Genomic DNA, 14,915 nt, shown 5'->3' on the forward strand with positions numbered 1-14,915 from the left:
TTCAGTTCCGTCCTCGGTCACGGGGGCGTCTTCTCTTGTTTCTGGATCTCTTGGGAGGGGAGGTGTGCTCTGGGCTCCCGCCCCTTCCTGTACCTGCCCGCCCCGACCCGTCCCGTCCCGTCCCGACATGGCTTGGTCCGGGAGACCTCTGACCTGTCCCTGGCCTAGGTCGATCAGGCTGGTCGGCGGCCGGTGTGTCCGTTGCCGCGTGCTGCGCGTGGCCCGGGGCAGTGTCAGAGTCGCTGGACGGGCCGGTGATTGCCGTTGCCTTGTCCTCAGCCGGAACGTCACCCTGGGGGAGTTCGACGGCGGGCGTATCCTCTGCCAGCTGCTGGCCGTTGGCGAGCGCAGGGGTCTTGGTGTTGCGGGTGTAGCTGGGTTCGACGGTGATGTCATGGTTGGCAAGGAACTCTACGGTTTCGGGTCCGTAGAGGGGCTGCGTTGGGGCCGGGAAGGTTGACCAGGTGCTGTCTGGGTCATCGCTTCGTTTGCCGTTGCACTCTTTGCAGCAGACGACGTAGGTGTCTACGGTCGCGGCCTTGCCGGGGTTGATGTGGTCGTAGGTGGCTGCTCGCCCGGATACGCGGTCGTTCCAATTGACGGTTTTGCCGCAGTATCTGCAGGCGTCACCGTCGCGCTTCCTGACGGCTGTGGTGAGTTTGACGTCGCGGGAGTCCTTCTTTCTCTGGTTGGTCCAGGCTCTTTCGTCCTTGAGGATCATATGGAACAGGTCATTGTCTTCGACGAGCTTGAACGCCTGGCGTTCCTCGCCGTCAACCATGATCGTTGTGTCGGTCAGATAACCGCAGAACTTCGCTGCCTTGATCAGTGCGTGGTAGCGGGCGATTGATCCGGCCATCTGTCGGGCGGTGCCGACTGTGATGATGTAGTCCTTCTCATAGGCGGCTGACTGGGTGGCGCAGCGGTTGACGAAGCCGAAGCATTCGTTGAGGATCCGGTCATCGGCGTCGTCCATTTCCAAGGCCGTGAGAACGATGGGGTGATTCGCCGCCGCGTCGCCCTCTTTCAGCCATGGCACTGGATAGACCTTCTTTCGTTGCTGGCGCCATTCTCGGCGCGGGTGTGTAGGTGTATGGCCGGCGGTAAGCGATGACCAGGGGCCGGCCGTCCATGGCAGCGCGCAGGAATGTGCGCTGCCATGGACGCAGCTCTAGGCCGAGCACGGTCTCCGCGTACTTGATGACGTCGTCGGCCCGCCGTTGGCGCTTGCTCATCGAGTGCGGCCGCCGGTCTTGAGCTGCTTGATCTGTGAACCGAAGCCCACACGGACCAGCACGGGAGTGCGCGGATCGATGCCTGCGCGGTCGGCCTCTTGGATGAATTGGCCCAGTTCGGCCAGCGTCACACCCGCCTTCGGGTTTTCCGCGTCCCTGGTCACTTGGATCAGCGGCGTTGACCGCCGGTTGAATTGATCGCTCATCTTTCATTCCTGTTCTTCAACGCCCGGGCCGGTGCAAGCGCACCGGCGAGCGCCGCCTGTTTCTGAGTAGTAGATGCCGCCACAAGACGGCCATTGGTCGCCCGCGGCTCCGTGGTAGTGCCAGCAGTCAGGGCAGCGAATCACCCCGGGTCGTTTCCTAGCGCGTCACGGATGGCCGCCTGGATGCGGGCCACGAGGTCTGCTTGCAGGGCCTCGCTGGTCTCAAGGTCAGTCGCGGCGCACTGGGTTTCTACGGCGTCCAGTGCAGCGTGCAGCTTGGCAAGGTCCGCGGGAGCGTGAGCGATGAACGTTGCGTTCTTTGAGCCTTGCTCATTGGTCATATGTAGATCGACGTCCGCCACGATCAAGAGGAATGGACTGGCGATGACCTCGTAGGAGTCGGCCTTCCATGGCCCGGGGGTGGCCGCTTCGAGGCGGGCCTTCATCTGCTCCCGGCTCACGCGCGCACCCCCTCATGCAGGACCTTTGCTGGCAGGGAAACGCGGTGCGCATTGTGCTGGCGCGACTCTCCCGGCGTGACCCAGAAAGGAAACTCCGGATCATCCAAGTATGAATCCTTTGCCCACGTCAGCCCGGCTTCCGACATCACCACTGACCCAGCCGGCAGCGCGTCGAGTTCTTCCACTGTGGTGACCGAGCGAGGGGTCAGTTCGGCGATCCTGTCCAGCAGCATGTTCATGGCGAAGCGAGGCAACCTAACCACGCCCGGAAGTTCGCGGCTTTCGGTTAGCATTCGGATCAAATCCACCTGGGCGGCGGCGTGGTGCGACCCAGTATTCATTCGGTCCACTCCCATGCCACGTATTCTTCTTCCCAGCTCGTTGTGATCGGACCTGCCCTGGTTACGTCCTTCGGCAGGCCTCCCGGCGTCATGTAGTCTCCGTCTTCGCCTTCGTAGCTGGCGCTGTCGCCGTCGAACCAGTCCTGCATCCAGCACTTTGCGTGCGAGACGTAGGGGTGACCGCAGGGCCAGCTCTCGCACCCGCAGTTGTTGGGGTACTGGTGGCATTCGGAGGTCGAGTCTCCCCGGCACTCAAACTTCAGCGCCGGGGCGTCCCGATTCCCGTGCAGGTCAGGTTCGGCGGCCGTCAGCTCGACGTAGTGGACGGCGTCAGTTCTGCAGAGCTTGCAGCCTGGTCGTTTGATGCCGTTCGCCGCGTGGGACTGGTGGAGAGCTTCAGTCACACTGCTCATCGGAGGCTCCCGGTCGTAGCGAGCTGTTGGGCCAGCTTCGTCGCAGAAAGTCGCTGATTGGCCTCCTCGGTGAGAGCTGGCTTATGGTGGCACCCGACCAGCAGGCAGTCACAGCTGGCAGTCGCGGCTGCAGCAGCACCGGTGAGGACATTCCGGACGTTCTCCAACCAGATCGCCTTTTCGCGTTCCTCCAAACGAGACCAGGTGCGTGTCATATCGTGCTTAGGGAGGGCGTCCCAGGAACGCTCTGCGGCGCGGCTCAAGGAGTCATCGTCCAAACCGATCCGGTAGACCTTCGCGGCCACGTCCGCTGTGTCCGCGGCTGCCAGCAGCTTCTCGGAGTCCATGTAGTCGATGGGGGTCGAGCGAGTGCGGCCGTGCAGGTCCGCGTATGTGCCTGCCATAGCATCCAGGCGGTTCATCAGACGGCCTCCTTCTCCGCCGTGGTGATGCTTTGGTCTTCGCCGTAGAGCAGCACCCGGAACGTCGGCCCAAACAGACGGAAGGCCCGGGCCGAGGACAGGTAGCCGTCGTTGCCTGGGGACTTCCATCCATCGGCAAGGTTCTGCAGGATCAGGCCCTCGTCATCCATGACGACAACGTTGCGGTCGCAGTCGTAGAGGTTCTGCAGCTCGTCCACGGTGGTGATCGTCGGGTTCTTCCAGAAGCCCAGATCGGCGAGCGCCTTTGTTCCGTGGAAGATGAATGGAAGGGCTTGTTCGCGGATGGTGTTCTTCTGGGCCGGGGTGAGTTTGTCCCAGGTTGGGCCGCCAGTGTGGCCGGCGCGGGAGTTGACGACGCCCTCAGCTGCGGTTTCGACGCAGACGGTGAGTTCGTGGTCGGAGAGTCTTTCAAGGGTCATTTTCTTGTCCTTTGTGGGTGGAAAGATCTGGGCGTAGAAGTCGGGGTGATCGTTGAGCAGCTGGGCGAGCTTCGCTGTCAGGACGGGCGTCTCATCCTTTGGCGGCACGTCCGCGGCGGTCACGACGTCGCCGCCAGGTTCCAAATGTTGAGCTTGCCGACCTCCGGGAACGGGCAGGCGAGGGGCCGAGGCTCCCGCAGCTCCCAGTGATAGAAGCCCGGGCGTGCCCATTCGGAGCAATAGCTGTCCTTGGTCTTGCAGTCCGTGGAGTAGTGGCAGCCAACGACTTCCACGGTTCCGAGGACGTAGCCCTGCAGCTGCAGGTGGTTCCTGATTGCCTGTGGAGCTTCGGCCCGGGCGCGGCGGATGGCCTCGTGCTCGTGGCCCGCTTCGTCGTCGCGCTTGGCTACGTGGATGTAGAGCGTTCCCCGGTGGCTGGTGGGCTGCGAGCGGTTCTCTACGTCCTTGCCGGCGTTGATGATCGCCCACGCCCACGGGTTCTTGACCGTGAGGGCCTTCAGCCGCGGTGGTTCGATAGCGACGGTCATGAGCAATCACACTCGTCCTGGCCGTTGAGCGCCTTCTTACAGGCGTCGCAGGTGGCGACCTTCTGAGGGCGGCTGAGCAGCTGCGCGATCATCGCGTCTTCGTTGTCCTGGGTCATCTGCTAGACGTCCGTTCGGTTCGGCAGGCGGACGGGCATCAACAGGTGCCGGTAGGTGCTGGCCTTGTCGCCTTTGGCTGCGACGGGTGAGATGCAGGTCGGTTTGACCATGTTGTGGAAGGAGAAGCGCACTACGTCGGTGTTGATCGCCTTCAGCGCATCCAGGAGGAACTGAGGGTTGTAGGCGGCTATGTCCGGGGCGACGATGTTGGTGGTATCCGCCAAGAGGATCGGGGTAGCGACCTCGCTGCCTCCCTCGGCAAAGCTCGGCGCGAGGGTCACGGCGCTAGGCCCGATTTTCAGCAACCCGGGCTCGTTGTAGTCATTCAGTTCCCGGGCAACGATGACCTGGTCGATCAGATCTCTGCGGTTGACTTCCAAGGTCATGCCGAAGTCGAGATCGAACAGGGATTTGATCTTGGGGTAGTCACCGAGGACGCCAGTCAGCGTGAATGAGCAGTCGCCGGATGTCAGGTGTACGCCTGACCGGCCGCCGTCCTTTCCATGAACGTCCCCAGAGAGCAGGACACCAAAGGTGACTTTCTCTCCGTTGAGGTGTCTGGCGACTGCCTTCCACGTCTTGGCTGGCAGCAGGAATCTGAAGTCCTGGACTTCTTTCGTCAGCTTGAGCGTCTCCGATGAGAGCCGGTAGCGATCCGTTGACTGCAGCGTCAGGGACCTGCCGCTGGTCTGCATTTCGATGGCGGTAAGGATCGGCAGCGTGTCATCGAAGCTGGCAGCGATGGCGGCACGGTCCATGGCGGCCGCAAGCACGTCCCGATCAAGGTCGAACGTGTCCAGCTCGCCGTGGGCAGGGAGTTCCGGATATTCCGAAAGCGGGACGTCGTGAAGTCGAGGGATCGTGAAGCCAGCGGCCGTCACGGTGATCATCGGTCGGCCCAGGAGGGTCTTCGCCGCCACAGTAACGGGAATGTCCCTCTTGCGGGCGGTCAGCACGCGGATGGTGCGGACTAGCCACGAGTGAGGTGCCAGGGCTTTGCTGTTGTGCAATGTGCCGACGGCTTCATGGTTTAGCTTGACCACGGCGGAGGTTGAGTAGTCGTATCCGGTGAGTGTGGCCTTGCCCCGGTTGCATTCCAGCACGATGAAGCTGAGGATCGGCACGGGCGGGCGGATCGAGACAGCGGCACCCACGGCCGCGAGCTTGCGCAGCCATTCGGTGCCGGTGGCTGTGATAGCGAGATCGGCGAGCGCCGGTTCTGTGGTTGTGGTGGGTTCGGTGATGGTTGCGGTCATCTTCTGGCCTCTCGTGGTTCGTGGGTGTAGTGCTGGGCTTCCTCGGCTTCGAGGGCTGCCCAGGCGGCTTGCAGGCTGGTGCGTGCCAGGTCCAGCTCGTCGTCTGTCTGGCGGAGTCGGCGGGACTTGGTGGCGGTGTCGAACCCGTCGAGGTCGTCGGCGAGGATTTCTGTCAGGAGGTTCTGCCGGCGGGCGTTGAGCGCGGCGTTGATCTTGATGGCTTCGTCGTATCGGCTGCGGTAGACGCGGATCTTGCGGTCCTGTCGGTCGGCGTCGATCCGTGCCCACGTCATCAGCGGCCCATTCCGTTCAGTCGGGTGCCGGATCGCCAGTGTGAGCCGATGATCAGCTGGCCGAAGTCGAACGCTTCCTGGGCCGTGTCGTGCCATTGGCTTTGGAGCGGCAGCGGATGCATGACGCCTTCCTGGTCCCAGAGGGTGAGCTTCCAGCGGCCGCTTGCGCCTGGTCGGACGCCGGCGCGGGGGAACCTTCGGTCAGGGCCGCCGTCGAACGGTGCCGAGGGGCGGAAACCGGACATCGCATCGACGTGGTCAAGGACGTCGCGCTTGGCCTTCCACATGACTCCCACCGGTGCGGGATCATCGAGGATTTCCGGGCGGAAGCCACAGCCGCATACGGGTTCGTTGTCGGGGTTGCGCTTGAGGATGTGGCTAAGCGGTGTGGGCATTGTCGCCGCCTTCCTGCTGAGCAGCTTTCTGCTCGGCGATGTGCCGGATGGCATCCAGCTCGGCTTCGGTCCACTGGTAGCCGTAGGAGTGCTGAAGGGATTCGCGCCAAGGGCCGGTGGACATGTACCCGGTGTCGCGTGCCCATGATGCGAGTTCGGTCAGCAGCTCTTCCCGGCCATGGCGCACCAGGTGCGTGAGGACGATGAGCTGGTCTGTGCTGAGCTTGGCGATCTCGTCAACGACTTCCTGGTCGTCGATTTCCTCGTGTTCCTCCATGCCGAGCCAGTAGGCGACCTGCCCGAGGTCGAGTTGCTCCGCCATATCCAGGGCAAGGTGATGCAGCACCTCGGCGGTCGGCTTTTTCAGGACGCCCTTCAGGAACGACTCACGGACCGGTGCGGCCAGTTCCAGCCCGCGGATGATCTCGCTGCGTCGAACGTCGGCCGCTATCTCTTCGGGCGTGCGCTCGGGGGGAGTCCAAGGCTTCCTTTCCTCGCGCTTTCGCGCCCAGGTGATCTTCGGGAAGTCGGGGTGAACGATCGCGATGAGATCCTGTTCCACAGCCTCGGTGACTTCATGGTCGTTGTAGGTGGGGTAGAAGTCCTTCCATTCCCACTGCGGCCCCTTCGGGCGGTCCGCGACCTGGACACCAGCACCCTGCAGCTCGGCCGTCAGGCGTGGCAGGTTCTCCCTCCACGCACGCAGCTCCTTCTCCGCAGCGAGGCGGACTTCCCAATCGTTGGGCTTGTCCGAGACCTGCAGCAGGCGCTCTTCGGCTTTCTCGTCGTCCGCGAACGCGAGCAGCTCCAAGGCCTGATCGATGTTCAGGGTCGAGTCCTCGATCTTGCCCTGCGCGGCCGGTGAGAGCTTCGTCATTTTCGAGCGGGAACGGACGTACTTCTCACCGCGGCTGAGCGACTTCGCCACGGCCTTGACGTTCATGCCCTCGCAGTCCAGCAAGGACTGCACGCCGCGGGCCGTGTCCATTTCCGTGAAGTTCTCACGATGGGTGTTGGCGGTGATCATGAAGGCGATCTGTTTGGCCTTCGTGTCCAGGTCATGCCGAATCTTGCAAGTCAGTTCTGCAACATTGCCGAGCAGGGCCGCGGCCTTCCGGCGGTGGCCCTCCAACAGCATCCACTTGCCGGCGTCCTCGCCGTCGGCCACCGGCACGACGTGGCAGTCGTCCGTGTTGCCGTCCTTGGCGAGGCTGTTCGCCAGCTCCACGAGATCCTGGTCCGGTCCAAGATCAGAACGAGGGTTGTCAGGGTTGTCGATCAGATCCTCGACGGCGATTCTTCTGGTTTCGATGGTGGTCATGATTGTCCTTCGCAAGGTGTCGTAATTGCTTGCTCCGCAAGGGCAAGAGTCAGCGCGGCCTGTAGCCGACTGATCGCAGCATCGAGTTCGCCATCCTGCAGCGCAGAAAGGGCGCGGGTGGTGGTTCGTTCGATGCGGAGAAGGCGCAACGCAGCGTCATCACGGACTATGGGTTGCCCAGCCACTCTTGTTCGGTGGCTGGTACCTGCCTCTGGCGGTGGACGTTCTCCTGGTCCTTCTGAGCAAGGACCAGGACAGCGTCCGCTGTCTGGGGTGATGGGGTGGCGCCGGGGCGGGCGCCAGGTGGTCTATCTGTCATCGGCGCCCCCAATCGCCGGTCATCATCTTCTGCGCCTGGGCTGCGGCCCGGACTCGAGAACGAAACCGCCGGCACCCGTCAAAAGGATCAGCAAGCCAGCGAGGTAAGCGCCGTTCGCGGTGCCCGTCGTCAGCAAGACCAAGACGGAACCTAGGATGAGCAGAGGCCCGTACAGGAAAGCGCGGCGGCGATGCAGGCCGACCCGCGCCGATGGGCGCATCACAGGTCAAGCCCTGTCTGAATGGCCCGCTGCGCGGACTCCCGGTGCTCATGCTCCGAGAACCGTCCCCGGTCGATCCCGTTCACGACAATCGTGTTCGTGGACAGATCGATATCGATGACCTGCGGCAGCGGCCACTTACGCCGGGCGTAAGCAGTCATCTGCTGCTTGAACTCCGCGCTGCTGCGATAGTGCAGCTCGCACGTGTCCTGGAACGGGCGATGTCCGATGGGATGCACCACCGCGAACGTCTTCTTCCGCGCCTTAGTCATCTTCTGCCACCGCCCCGCAATTGCTCCGCCCGACGGCTGGCAGCACGGTCAAGAGCCGCCAGCTGGTCCGAGGTGGATCGGTTCGGATCGAAGACCGTCACGGACGCCAGATGCGGCCCGGGCTTCGGAGAGGCACTGTCGGCCTTCTGCGGGCGCTCAAAGGTGGGCAGGACATCCACATATGCGACACCAATGATGGACCCGCCCGCAGCCGCGTCGGCCGGCTCTTCGGGCTGCCCCCCGGCAGCTTCAGAGGAGTCGGACGTGGTCTTGCGGTAGCGGTCCGTGCAGGTCTCCACATCTGCGATGAAGTTCCTAGTCTTCGTCACGACGTCGGCGAGCGCATCGGAGATCTGTGGGAGTACGAGTTCAATGTTGCCGTGGCGGTCGAATTGGCGCGCCGTCTTCAACGCGCTGATCAGGTTGTCGGCGTCCTGGATGGCTGACATCAGGAGCTTCTGCCGGCGGCCCTGCTCATGCGGGATCATCTTGTCCACGAAGGCCTGCGTTTCCCCTTGCCGGTCAACGGCGTTGAAGTACGAGTGGCGGGGGAGATCCGCGGTATCGATCCGGGCGGCCATCAGGCGACCTCAGCGGGCGGGGTGTGGCGGAGATCCCGGCCCATTTGCCTGGCTTCCGCGAGCAGCAAGAGCTGCTCCATGGAAGGCCCGCCGGGCCTGTAGGCGGCCTCCGCGATCTGCTGCGGCGTCATGGAGTTCAGGCGGGCTGTCGCCTGGGCGAGCATCTTGCCCGCAGCTTCGATGTGCGGCTGTGCTTCCGGAGCGAGTGGCCGAAGTCTTCTCACTGGCATTTTGTTAGACTCATTTCTGATTCGAGAGCCAGGCTTCCTTTTGCATGAGGGCCTGGCTCTTGGTTCATTTACGGGCGGTCCAGTGAAGTTCTTGGCGGAATGGCACTGGACCGCCTTCTTTCTGCCCTCAGCGTTCCTCGGCTGGGGGAGTTGTGACCGGCGCGGCAGCAGCGGGGGAAGGTGCTACCGCGCCGGGGTCTTTGGGCTCCGCTTCCAGCAGGGCCTTTGCCTGCTGCAGCAGCTCAATGAGCAGGTCTAGGTCTTGGACCTCAAACTCGACCATGTCTTTGCCGTATCCGGACTGGATAGCGATCAACGATGCCGGTTCTTCGTTCCAGGCGACGATCTCAACGCAGTGACGCTGCGTGTACGATCCATGCCCCAGCAGATGGTCCGGACGAGTTGCAACAGCCTCAGCTGAGTTCAGAACTCTGTAGCCGCTCATGCGTGGAGCCTGCGTCCGTGTGTGCTTGCTGCCTTGGCGCCCGTGCGGTGTGAAGCGTTTCGCGTTCCACCTTCCACATTGGGCGCGACTTTGTGTTCGTGATCGATGAAGAGGTCCTCCCAGTCGCAGTCCAGGGCGAACGCGATGCCCATGGCAAAAGCCTCGGAGATGGTCTTCATCTTGCCGCTCTCAACCTGCTGCACAGCAGCCTGTGAGCGACGCGCAAGGTGCGCGACGTCCCGTTGCGTGAAACGCTTCGCGAGGCGGCGACGCCGGATCAATTCCGGATCCCTAATCTCCATCCAGACCTCCTTCTTTGCTTGTGGCGGGCGGCGACGGATCGTTGCTGAATTCATTTCTACACTCCTCTTTTCAAGATGACAAGTTGATCATGTTCCATATTCCACTACTTGTCAAACTGAAAAGCAGTAATTCCCGCGTGTTACCTGCAAAGATGTACTTGTCACTTGTCAGAGCATGATGCGCTCGTGCTTCCAATAGCGAGACGTAGTCGGGAAGAGTTACCGCCGTGAACATGAACCCAAGCCTCCGCAGCCTAGTGGAGTCTGCCGTCGAGCGTCATCAGACGTCAGTCCGGCAGCTCAGCCTCTTGGCTCAGAAGAAGGGTTTCCGGGTTACGCACACGACGCTCAACCAAGTACGAAGCGGGACGTATAAGTCCGCGCCGTCCGAGGTCACCATCCGGGCCATTGCCTGGCTGGCCGGCGTAAGTGAGCAGCTCGCGTTTACGGCCGCGGGACAACCTGTCCCCGGTCCACCCTTCGCCGAGGAGCTTCCAGCAGGCGTCGACAACCTTCCCCCCAAAGCGCGGAAGGCCGCAATCGACATGCTGAGGGTCCTCGTGGACATGAACCAGGGCCTCGCCGATGCAGAAGACACAAGTGACCGAACACAGCCGATCAGCTTCCAAGAGGCCAGCGAGCGCCGTAACGCTCGCGCTGGACAGAAGACCGGCGATGACTTGAAAAGTAATTCTGTCGTGCCCTTAAGCGATGATGCCATCGACCGTCTACATCGCGAGCGTTGGGAGACGTTGGCGGCCAAAGAAGCACATGGGGGCATTGAACATGATCAGAATCCCGAGGACACCTGACTCGTACGCCAGGGAACTGGGGGTGCGAATCCGTATTGGCTGGGTGCCTGACGGCGCTTGGGGCAGCTACGACGCGGATCTTCATGTCGTAACACTCCGCCCGGGCTTGGGGCCACTGCAGCTGCTGTGTACTTTGATGCACGAGCTAGGGCATGCAGCTTACCGCCACAGGGGACGTAGTCGCCGTCAAGAACGCGAGGCGAACACTTGGGCCGCAGTGCGACTTATCTCCAAGAAGGACTTCATTGACGCCTACCTTGAGCGTCAGGATGCCATAGGCATCGCCCATAGGCTGGGCGTCCTTCCCGACGTCGTTGAGCACTACATCATGGCCCTGACCAAGGCCGAACGAGAGTCACTGGCGGAACTGCTACGGGCTCGCCTCGTCGCCTAGTAACTAAATAAGGAAGAACCTTCCGTGAGCAACTCAAGAGCGCGACTGCGCTCCATTCCGCAGACCCAACTTCGAGCTGTCGCCTACATCCGTGTCTCCAAGGAACGCGAAGGTATGATCAGCCCGGAGCTGCAGATGGCCGCCATCGAACAGCACTGCGAACGCAGCGGCTACACGATCGTCGAAACGATCACGGACCTCGACCTTTCAGGCCAGCTCTGGAAGCGCCGGCAGGTTGAAAAGGCAATTGCCATGATCGAAGCTGGCAAAGCCGACATCCTGGTTGTCTGGAAAGTCAGCCGCGTTTCCAGGAACCGAAAAGACTGGGCCATAGCCGTGGACCGAGTAGAAGGCGTCGGTGGGCGACTTGAGTCGGCAACCGAACCACTGGACGCATCCACGTCTTCAGGACGTTTCGCCCGCGGCATGCTCGCGGAACTGGCAGCTTTCGAATCCGAGCGCCTGGGCGAGCAGTGGAAAGAAACCCACAACCGACGAACCAAACTCGGCCTTCCCCATAATGGAGGGGACCGAACTGGATACACGTACGAAGACGGATCCCGTTACGTTATTGATCCGGCAACCGGGCCGGTCGTCGCCGAGGCCTACCGCATGTACATCGCTGGCCACGGCTACGACAGGATCAGGCTGTATCTCTTCGAACATGGCATCGAATCAAAACGACCTCCCGGACGCCCAATGTCCACAACGGGAGTCCGCCTCTGGATGGAATCGGGTTTTCCTGCCGGCATGATCCACACGCCAGCGGCTTCGCAGCGCTATCAGCCGGGAGCGCACGAGGCCATCATTACCTCTCAGGAATGGGCGGCCTTCCTGACCGCCCGTGAACAACGGCGAAAGGGCCCGCGACGATACCAAGGAGACAAGATCGCGCACCCGCTCTCTGGCCTCGTTCTGTGCGCCGCCTGCGGGCGGTCAACTCACGTCAACAAGGATCATTCCACTAAAGGCCGCCCCGTTCGATTTCGTTGCAGGACCGGCGACAAGCTTGGAGAGCCCTGCAGCGCAAGGGGCATCGCCCTCGCCAGCACCATCGAGCAAGCGGTGGAGGCATGGCTGGCCGACTTCGAACACCACATCGACACACACGCTGCACAGTTTCCCTCACCATCTGTCCGCCGTGCTGATGGGGATCTCACAAAGCGCCGGCTAGCCGAGGCCGTGGCAGCCATCGAAAGGCTAACGGACGGTTTCGCTCGAGGCATCATCAGCGAGCGCGTCTACCTTCCGGCCCTGACGAAATTGGAGGCCGAAGCTGCCGGCTACGAAGATGCTCTCCGTCAGCTGACTGCTGCCGGCAGCACAGAAGACCTGGTTGACCTGGCTGCCGACATCAAGCGTGACATGTGGCTGCTGCCCGTTGCGGAGAGCAACGCTATTCTTAGGCAGTTGCTCAGGGTTCGGCTGACCAAAGGGCAGCCCGTCGAAGTTATCGGCGTGTGGCAACTCGGCACATGACGTATTGGAATGGGCACAGTCATGTCCATGACACCCCTCCACCTCCAACAACTGGTAGGCGGTGCGCACGCTGAACATCACACCACGGACAGCACCGACGCTTTGGTCGTGATTGGCGTGACCATTTCACTGCATATTGCGGGCATGTTCGCGCTCTCGCCGCTCTGGGGTTGGCTGACGGACAAGGCGGGCCGGCTTCCCACCATCGCCATGGGGCACGGCCTGATCCTGCTTGCTGTCTTGGTCGCGGGACTCGGCCATGCCCAACCGTTCCTGGTGACGGTGGGTTTGATCCTCCTGGGCCTGGGGTGGTCGGCAGCGACGATCGCCGGATCAACCCTCCTCGCAGAAAGCGTGGCCGAGGGCCAGCGCGTCACGGTCCAGGGTGTGTCCGACACCCTGATGGGTGCTGCGGGCGCCGTGGGTGGCGCCACGTCCGGACTGGTCCTTGCGTGGCTTGGCTATCAAGGCCTCAACGTGGCCGGGAGCATCCTGGCCGCAGCGGTGCTTGCGCTGGTACTCACCACTGCGGCCAGGTACAAGATACGGCCAGCGGCCTAACGGGCGCCGCGGACCAATCCGAAGAGCCTGCGGAAGATTCCTTCGCCGTCTTCCCCGATGCCGTCATGGTGGAAGTCGCCGGTGACCCATGGCTGGAGGCCGCGTACCGCTGCCACGGTCTCCATGGAGAGTTCGTGGTCCACATAAATGTCGTCCTTGTAGACGGCGGCGGCAACAGGGACTGTGTTGGTGGCCAGGCGATGCGGATCGTACAGCGGGGCCCAGTCCTCCTTGGCAGCCAACAACTCGGCGACGTCACGGTAGGGGACCAATGCCGGGTCCTGGTCGAAGTACCAGGGATAGACCATCTCGCCCGTCAGCAGTGGTTCCGCTGCCGTGGGCTCGAACTCCGGGTACTCTTCCAGGACCCGCCATGCTGCCCATTTGGTGGCCTCGCCTTGGCCGTAGATGGATTCGTGGAGTACGGCATACAGGGGATTGGCAGCCCGGCTGACCAGTGCGCGTACCTGCTCCAGAAATGCCTCGGACAACCGCGGCCCTGCTGCGGTTTCCACGAAGGCATCCTCCAGGAGGTAGTGGAGGGAGTCGACCCGGGTGTTGCCGCCCAGGAACGAGCCAACCATTTGGAAACGCTCCGGCGTCAGCCGTTCACCACTGGCGAGGTACTCGGGCGTCTCCTCCAGATGGCGGGCAATGCGCGTGACCACCTCACGGTCCTCCGGGTACCAGGCGAAGTACTCCGCGTTGCGGGCGGCCACCCGGCGGAAGGTGGCCCGGTAGACCCGGTCAGCGGGGCCCTGGATGGGTGCGAGGCCTCCGGTGATCATGACCTCGCGGAGACCTTCCGGCGCAAAGGACAGGTAAGTCAACGCACAGAAGCCACCGAAGCTCTGCCCAAGCACGCTCCAGGGAGCCGAGCCAAGGGTCCGGCGGATGAACTCGGAATCGGCAACAATCGAATCCGCGCGGAAATGTGCCAGGTACTCTGCCTGCTCCTGCGCGTTTCCACGCGATGCCAAGGTGTGCTGCTCCACGGGGGTGGACAGGCCCGTTCCGCGCTGGTCCAGCATGAGGATCCGGAAGTCCTTGGCAGCAGCTTTCATCCAGCCCGCCAGGGACGAGACCCGATTGCCGCGACCGCCGGGACCGCCCTGCAGGAAGAGGAGCCACGGGAGCCGCGCGGCTTCTTCTTCGCTGTGTTCCGTGGACGAGTACTCGCGGGCGAAGACCGTGATGGTCTCCCCGGTGGATTCGTTGGGAACGTGTCCTTCCTTGGTTCCCCAGGCTTCCATGAGTCGATGGTTGAGTGGAACGGTGAAGAAATGCTCCGCGGTCCGCAGCCCCCGGAACTCGTGGCGTGCGCGGATCCAGTGCTGTTCAGCCACGTGCCAGCGCCTTCCCGTCGTTAGCATCCGAGGTCCCGAATGCGGCCAGGGCATCGCCGGTCAGGCGGAAGGTGGACCATTCCTCCATGGGGAAGGCGCCCAGGTTCTTGTAGAACCTGATGGACGGCTCGTTCCAGTCCAGGACACTCCACTCCACCCGTGCGTAACCACGTTCGACGGCGGTCGCGGCCAGATGCTGCAGGAGCGCCTTGCCGTGGCCCTCGCCACGGGCTTCAGGGATGACGTACAGGTCTTCCAGGTAAATGCCGTGGACGCCCTCCCACGTGGAGTAGTTCAAGAACCACAGAGCGAATCCCTGGACCTCGCCGGCGGCATTTTCGGCCATGGTGGCATAGACCGTCGGGTTCTCCCCGAACAGGACATCCTCCAGCATCTCCGGGGTGTTCTTGACGGCATCCGGTTCCTTTTCATAAATCGCCAGATCATGGATCATGCGCAGGATCGCGGGAACGTCGTCAACAGTTGCGGGGCGGATTACACTCATG

General features: G+C 62.6%; 22 protein-coding genes and 1 pseudogene. 4 read left to right on the forward strand and 19 right to left on the reverse strand.

The window, feature by feature from the left end; translation table 11 throughout:
• Position 1: 1 nt before the first annotated feature.
• The 17 genes from ACIPV6_RS02520 to ACIPV6_RS02600 form a co-directional block, all read right to left on the reverse strand.
• Entirely contained in the window at positions 2-1,039 is a 1,038-nt protein-coding gene (locus ACIPV6_RS02520; RefSeq protein ID WP_400269380.1) for an HNH endonuclease, read from the reverse strand.
• Between the two features lie 192 nt (positions 1,040-1,231).
• Positions 1,232-1,441, reverse strand: coding sequence for a hypothetical protein (locus ACIPV6_RS02525; protein WP_400269381.1), 210 nt, complete (start codon positions 1,439-1,441; stop codon positions 1,232-1,234).
• A 140-nt stretch (positions 1,442-1,581) separates the two neighbouring features.
• Positions 1,582-1,902, reverse strand: coding sequence for a hypothetical protein (locus ACIPV6_RS02530; RefSeq protein WP_400269382.1), 321 nt, complete (start codon positions 1,900-1,902; stop codon positions 1,582-1,584).
• A complete protein-coding gene (locus ACIPV6_RS02535; protein ID WP_400269383.1) occupies positions 1,899-2,243 on the reverse strand; it encodes a hypothetical protein in 345 nt (114 codons plus the stop codon). Before ACIPV6_RS02535 ends, ACIPV6_RS02530 begins: the two co-directional genes overlap by 4 nt.
• Complete coding sequence (locus tag ACIPV6_RS02540) at positions 2,240-2,656, reverse strand: hypothetical protein (protein WP_400269384.1); 417 nt, start codon at positions 2,654-2,656, stop codon at positions 2,240-2,242. The genes ACIPV6_RS02535 and ACIPV6_RS02540 overlap by 4 nt, the downstream gene beginning before the upstream one ends.
• Complete coding sequence (locus ACIPV6_RS02545; RefSeq protein WP_400269385.1) at positions 2,653-3,078, reverse strand: hypothetical protein; 426 nt, start codon at positions 3,076-3,078, stop codon at positions 2,653-2,655. The genes ACIPV6_RS02540 and ACIPV6_RS02545 overlap by 4 nt, the downstream gene beginning before the upstream one ends.
• Positions 3,078-3,662, reverse strand: a complete 585-nt coding sequence (locus ACIPV6_RS02550) for a hypothetical protein (RefSeq protein WP_400269386.1) — start codon at positions 3,660-3,662, stop codon at positions 3,078-3,080. The genes ACIPV6_RS02545 and ACIPV6_RS02550 overlap by 1 nt, the downstream gene beginning before the upstream one ends.
• Positions 3,638-4,066, reverse strand: coding sequence for an ASCH domain-containing protein (locus ACIPV6_RS02555; RefSeq protein ID WP_400269387.1), 429 nt, complete (start codon positions 4,064-4,066; stop codon positions 3,638-3,640). The genes ACIPV6_RS02550 and ACIPV6_RS02555 overlap by 25 nt, the downstream gene beginning before the upstream one ends.
• 119 nt (positions 4,067-4,185) lie before the next feature.
• Positions 4,186-5,439 (reverse strand): hypothetical protein, encoded by a 1,254-nt coding sequence (locus ACIPV6_RS02560; RefSeq protein ID WP_400269388.1) that lies wholly within the window; start codon positions 5,437-5,439, stop codon positions 4,186-4,188.
• Positions 5,436-5,732 (reverse strand): hypothetical protein, encoded by a 297-nt coding sequence (locus ACIPV6_RS02565; protein ID WP_400269389.1) that lies wholly within the window; start codon positions 5,730-5,732, stop codon positions 5,436-5,438. The genes ACIPV6_RS02560 and ACIPV6_RS02565 overlap by 4 nt, the downstream gene beginning before the upstream one ends.
• On the reverse strand, positions 5,732-6,127 hold the full coding sequence (locus ACIPV6_RS02570; protein ID WP_400269390.1) for a hypothetical protein: 396 nt from the start codon (positions 6,125-6,127) through the stop codon (positions 5,732-5,734). Before ACIPV6_RS02570 ends, ACIPV6_RS02565 begins: the two co-directional genes overlap by 1 nt.
• Entirely contained in the window at positions 6,111-7,448 is a 1,338-nt protein-coding gene (locus ACIPV6_RS02575) for a ParB/RepB/Spo0J family partition protein (RefSeq protein ID WP_400269391.1), read from the reverse strand. Before ACIPV6_RS02575 ends, ACIPV6_RS02570 begins: the two co-directional genes overlap by 17 nt.
• Before the next feature lie 538 nt (positions 7,449-7,986).
• Positions 7,987-8,259 (reverse strand): hypothetical protein, encoded by a 273-nt coding sequence (locus ACIPV6_RS02580; protein WP_400269392.1) that lies wholly within the window; start codon positions 8,257-8,259, stop codon positions 7,987-7,989.
• On the reverse strand, positions 8,256-8,840 hold the full coding sequence (locus ACIPV6_RS02585; RefSeq protein WP_400269393.1) for a hypothetical protein: 585 nt from the start codon (positions 8,838-8,840) through the stop codon (positions 8,256-8,258). Before ACIPV6_RS02585 ends, ACIPV6_RS02580 begins: the two co-directional genes overlap by 4 nt.
• Complete coding sequence (locus ACIPV6_RS02590) at positions 8,840-9,070, reverse strand: hypothetical protein (protein WP_400269394.1); 231 nt, start codon at positions 9,068-9,070, stop codon at positions 8,840-8,842. The genes ACIPV6_RS02585 and ACIPV6_RS02590 overlap by 1 nt, the downstream gene beginning before the upstream one ends.
• Before the next feature lie 127 nt (positions 9,071-9,197).
• The gene (locus ACIPV6_RS02595) at positions 9,198-9,515 is read right to left on the reverse strand and encodes a hypothetical protein (RefSeq protein WP_400269395.1); all 318 of its coding nucleotides are present in this window, start codon (positions 9,513-9,515) and stop codon (positions 9,198-9,200) included.
• On the reverse strand, positions 9,512-9,817 hold the full coding sequence (locus ACIPV6_RS02600; RefSeq protein ID WP_400269396.1) for a helix-turn-helix transcriptional regulator: 306 nt from the start codon (positions 9,815-9,817) through the stop codon (positions 9,512-9,514). Before ACIPV6_RS02600 ends, ACIPV6_RS02595 begins: the two co-directional genes overlap by 4 nt.
• 227 nt (positions 9,818-10,044) lie before the next feature.
• Here ACIPV6_RS02600 and ACIPV6_RS02605 point away from each other — a divergent pair, with 227 nt between their 5' ends.
• From ACIPV6_RS02605 to ACIPV6_RS02620, 4 genes and pseudogenes are all read left to right on the forward strand, one after another.
• Entirely contained in the window at positions 10,045-10,629 is a 585-nt protein-coding gene (locus ACIPV6_RS02605; RefSeq protein WP_400269397.1) for a hypothetical protein, read from the forward strand.
• Positions 10,604-11,023 (forward strand): ImmA/IrrE family metallo-endopeptidase, encoded by a 420-nt coding sequence (locus tag ACIPV6_RS02610; protein ID WP_400269398.1) that lies wholly within the window; start codon positions 10,604-10,606, stop codon positions 11,021-11,023. Before ACIPV6_RS02605 ends, ACIPV6_RS02610 begins: the two co-directional genes overlap by 26 nt.
• 24 nt (positions 11,024-11,047) lie before the next feature.
• Positions 11,048-12,502 (forward strand): recombinase family protein, encoded by a 1,455-nt coding sequence (locus ACIPV6_RS02615; RefSeq protein WP_400269399.1) that lies wholly within the window; start codon positions 11,048-11,050, stop codon positions 12,500-12,502.
• A gap of 9 nt (positions 12,503-12,511) precedes the next feature.
• Positions 12,512-13,063 (forward strand): annotated as a pseudogene (locus ACIPV6_RS02620) (MFS transporter); the annotation flags it as partial.
• On the opposite strand, the gene ACIPV6_RS02625 reads toward ACIPV6_RS02620, so the two are convergent.
• Complete coding sequence (locus ACIPV6_RS02625) at positions 13,060-14,436, reverse strand: alpha/beta fold hydrolase (protein WP_400269400.1); 1,377 nt, start codon at positions 14,434-14,436, stop codon at positions 13,060-13,062. The pseudogene ACIPV6_RS02620 and the gene ACIPV6_RS02625 sit on opposite strands and share 4 nt — an antisense overlap.
• Complete coding sequence (locus ACIPV6_RS02630; protein WP_400269401.1) at positions 14,402-14,914, reverse strand: GNAT family N-acetyltransferase; 513 nt, start codon at positions 14,912-14,914, stop codon at positions 14,402-14,404. The genes ACIPV6_RS02625 and ACIPV6_RS02630 overlap by 35 nt, the downstream gene beginning before the upstream one ends.
• Between the last annotated feature and the right edge of the window lies 1 nt (position 14,915).

It is taken from the genome of Paenarthrobacter sp. NPDC089988 (genome assembly GCF_044748465.1).
GTDB lineage: Bacteria > Actinomycetota > Actinomycetes > Actinomycetales > Micrococcaceae > Arthrobacter.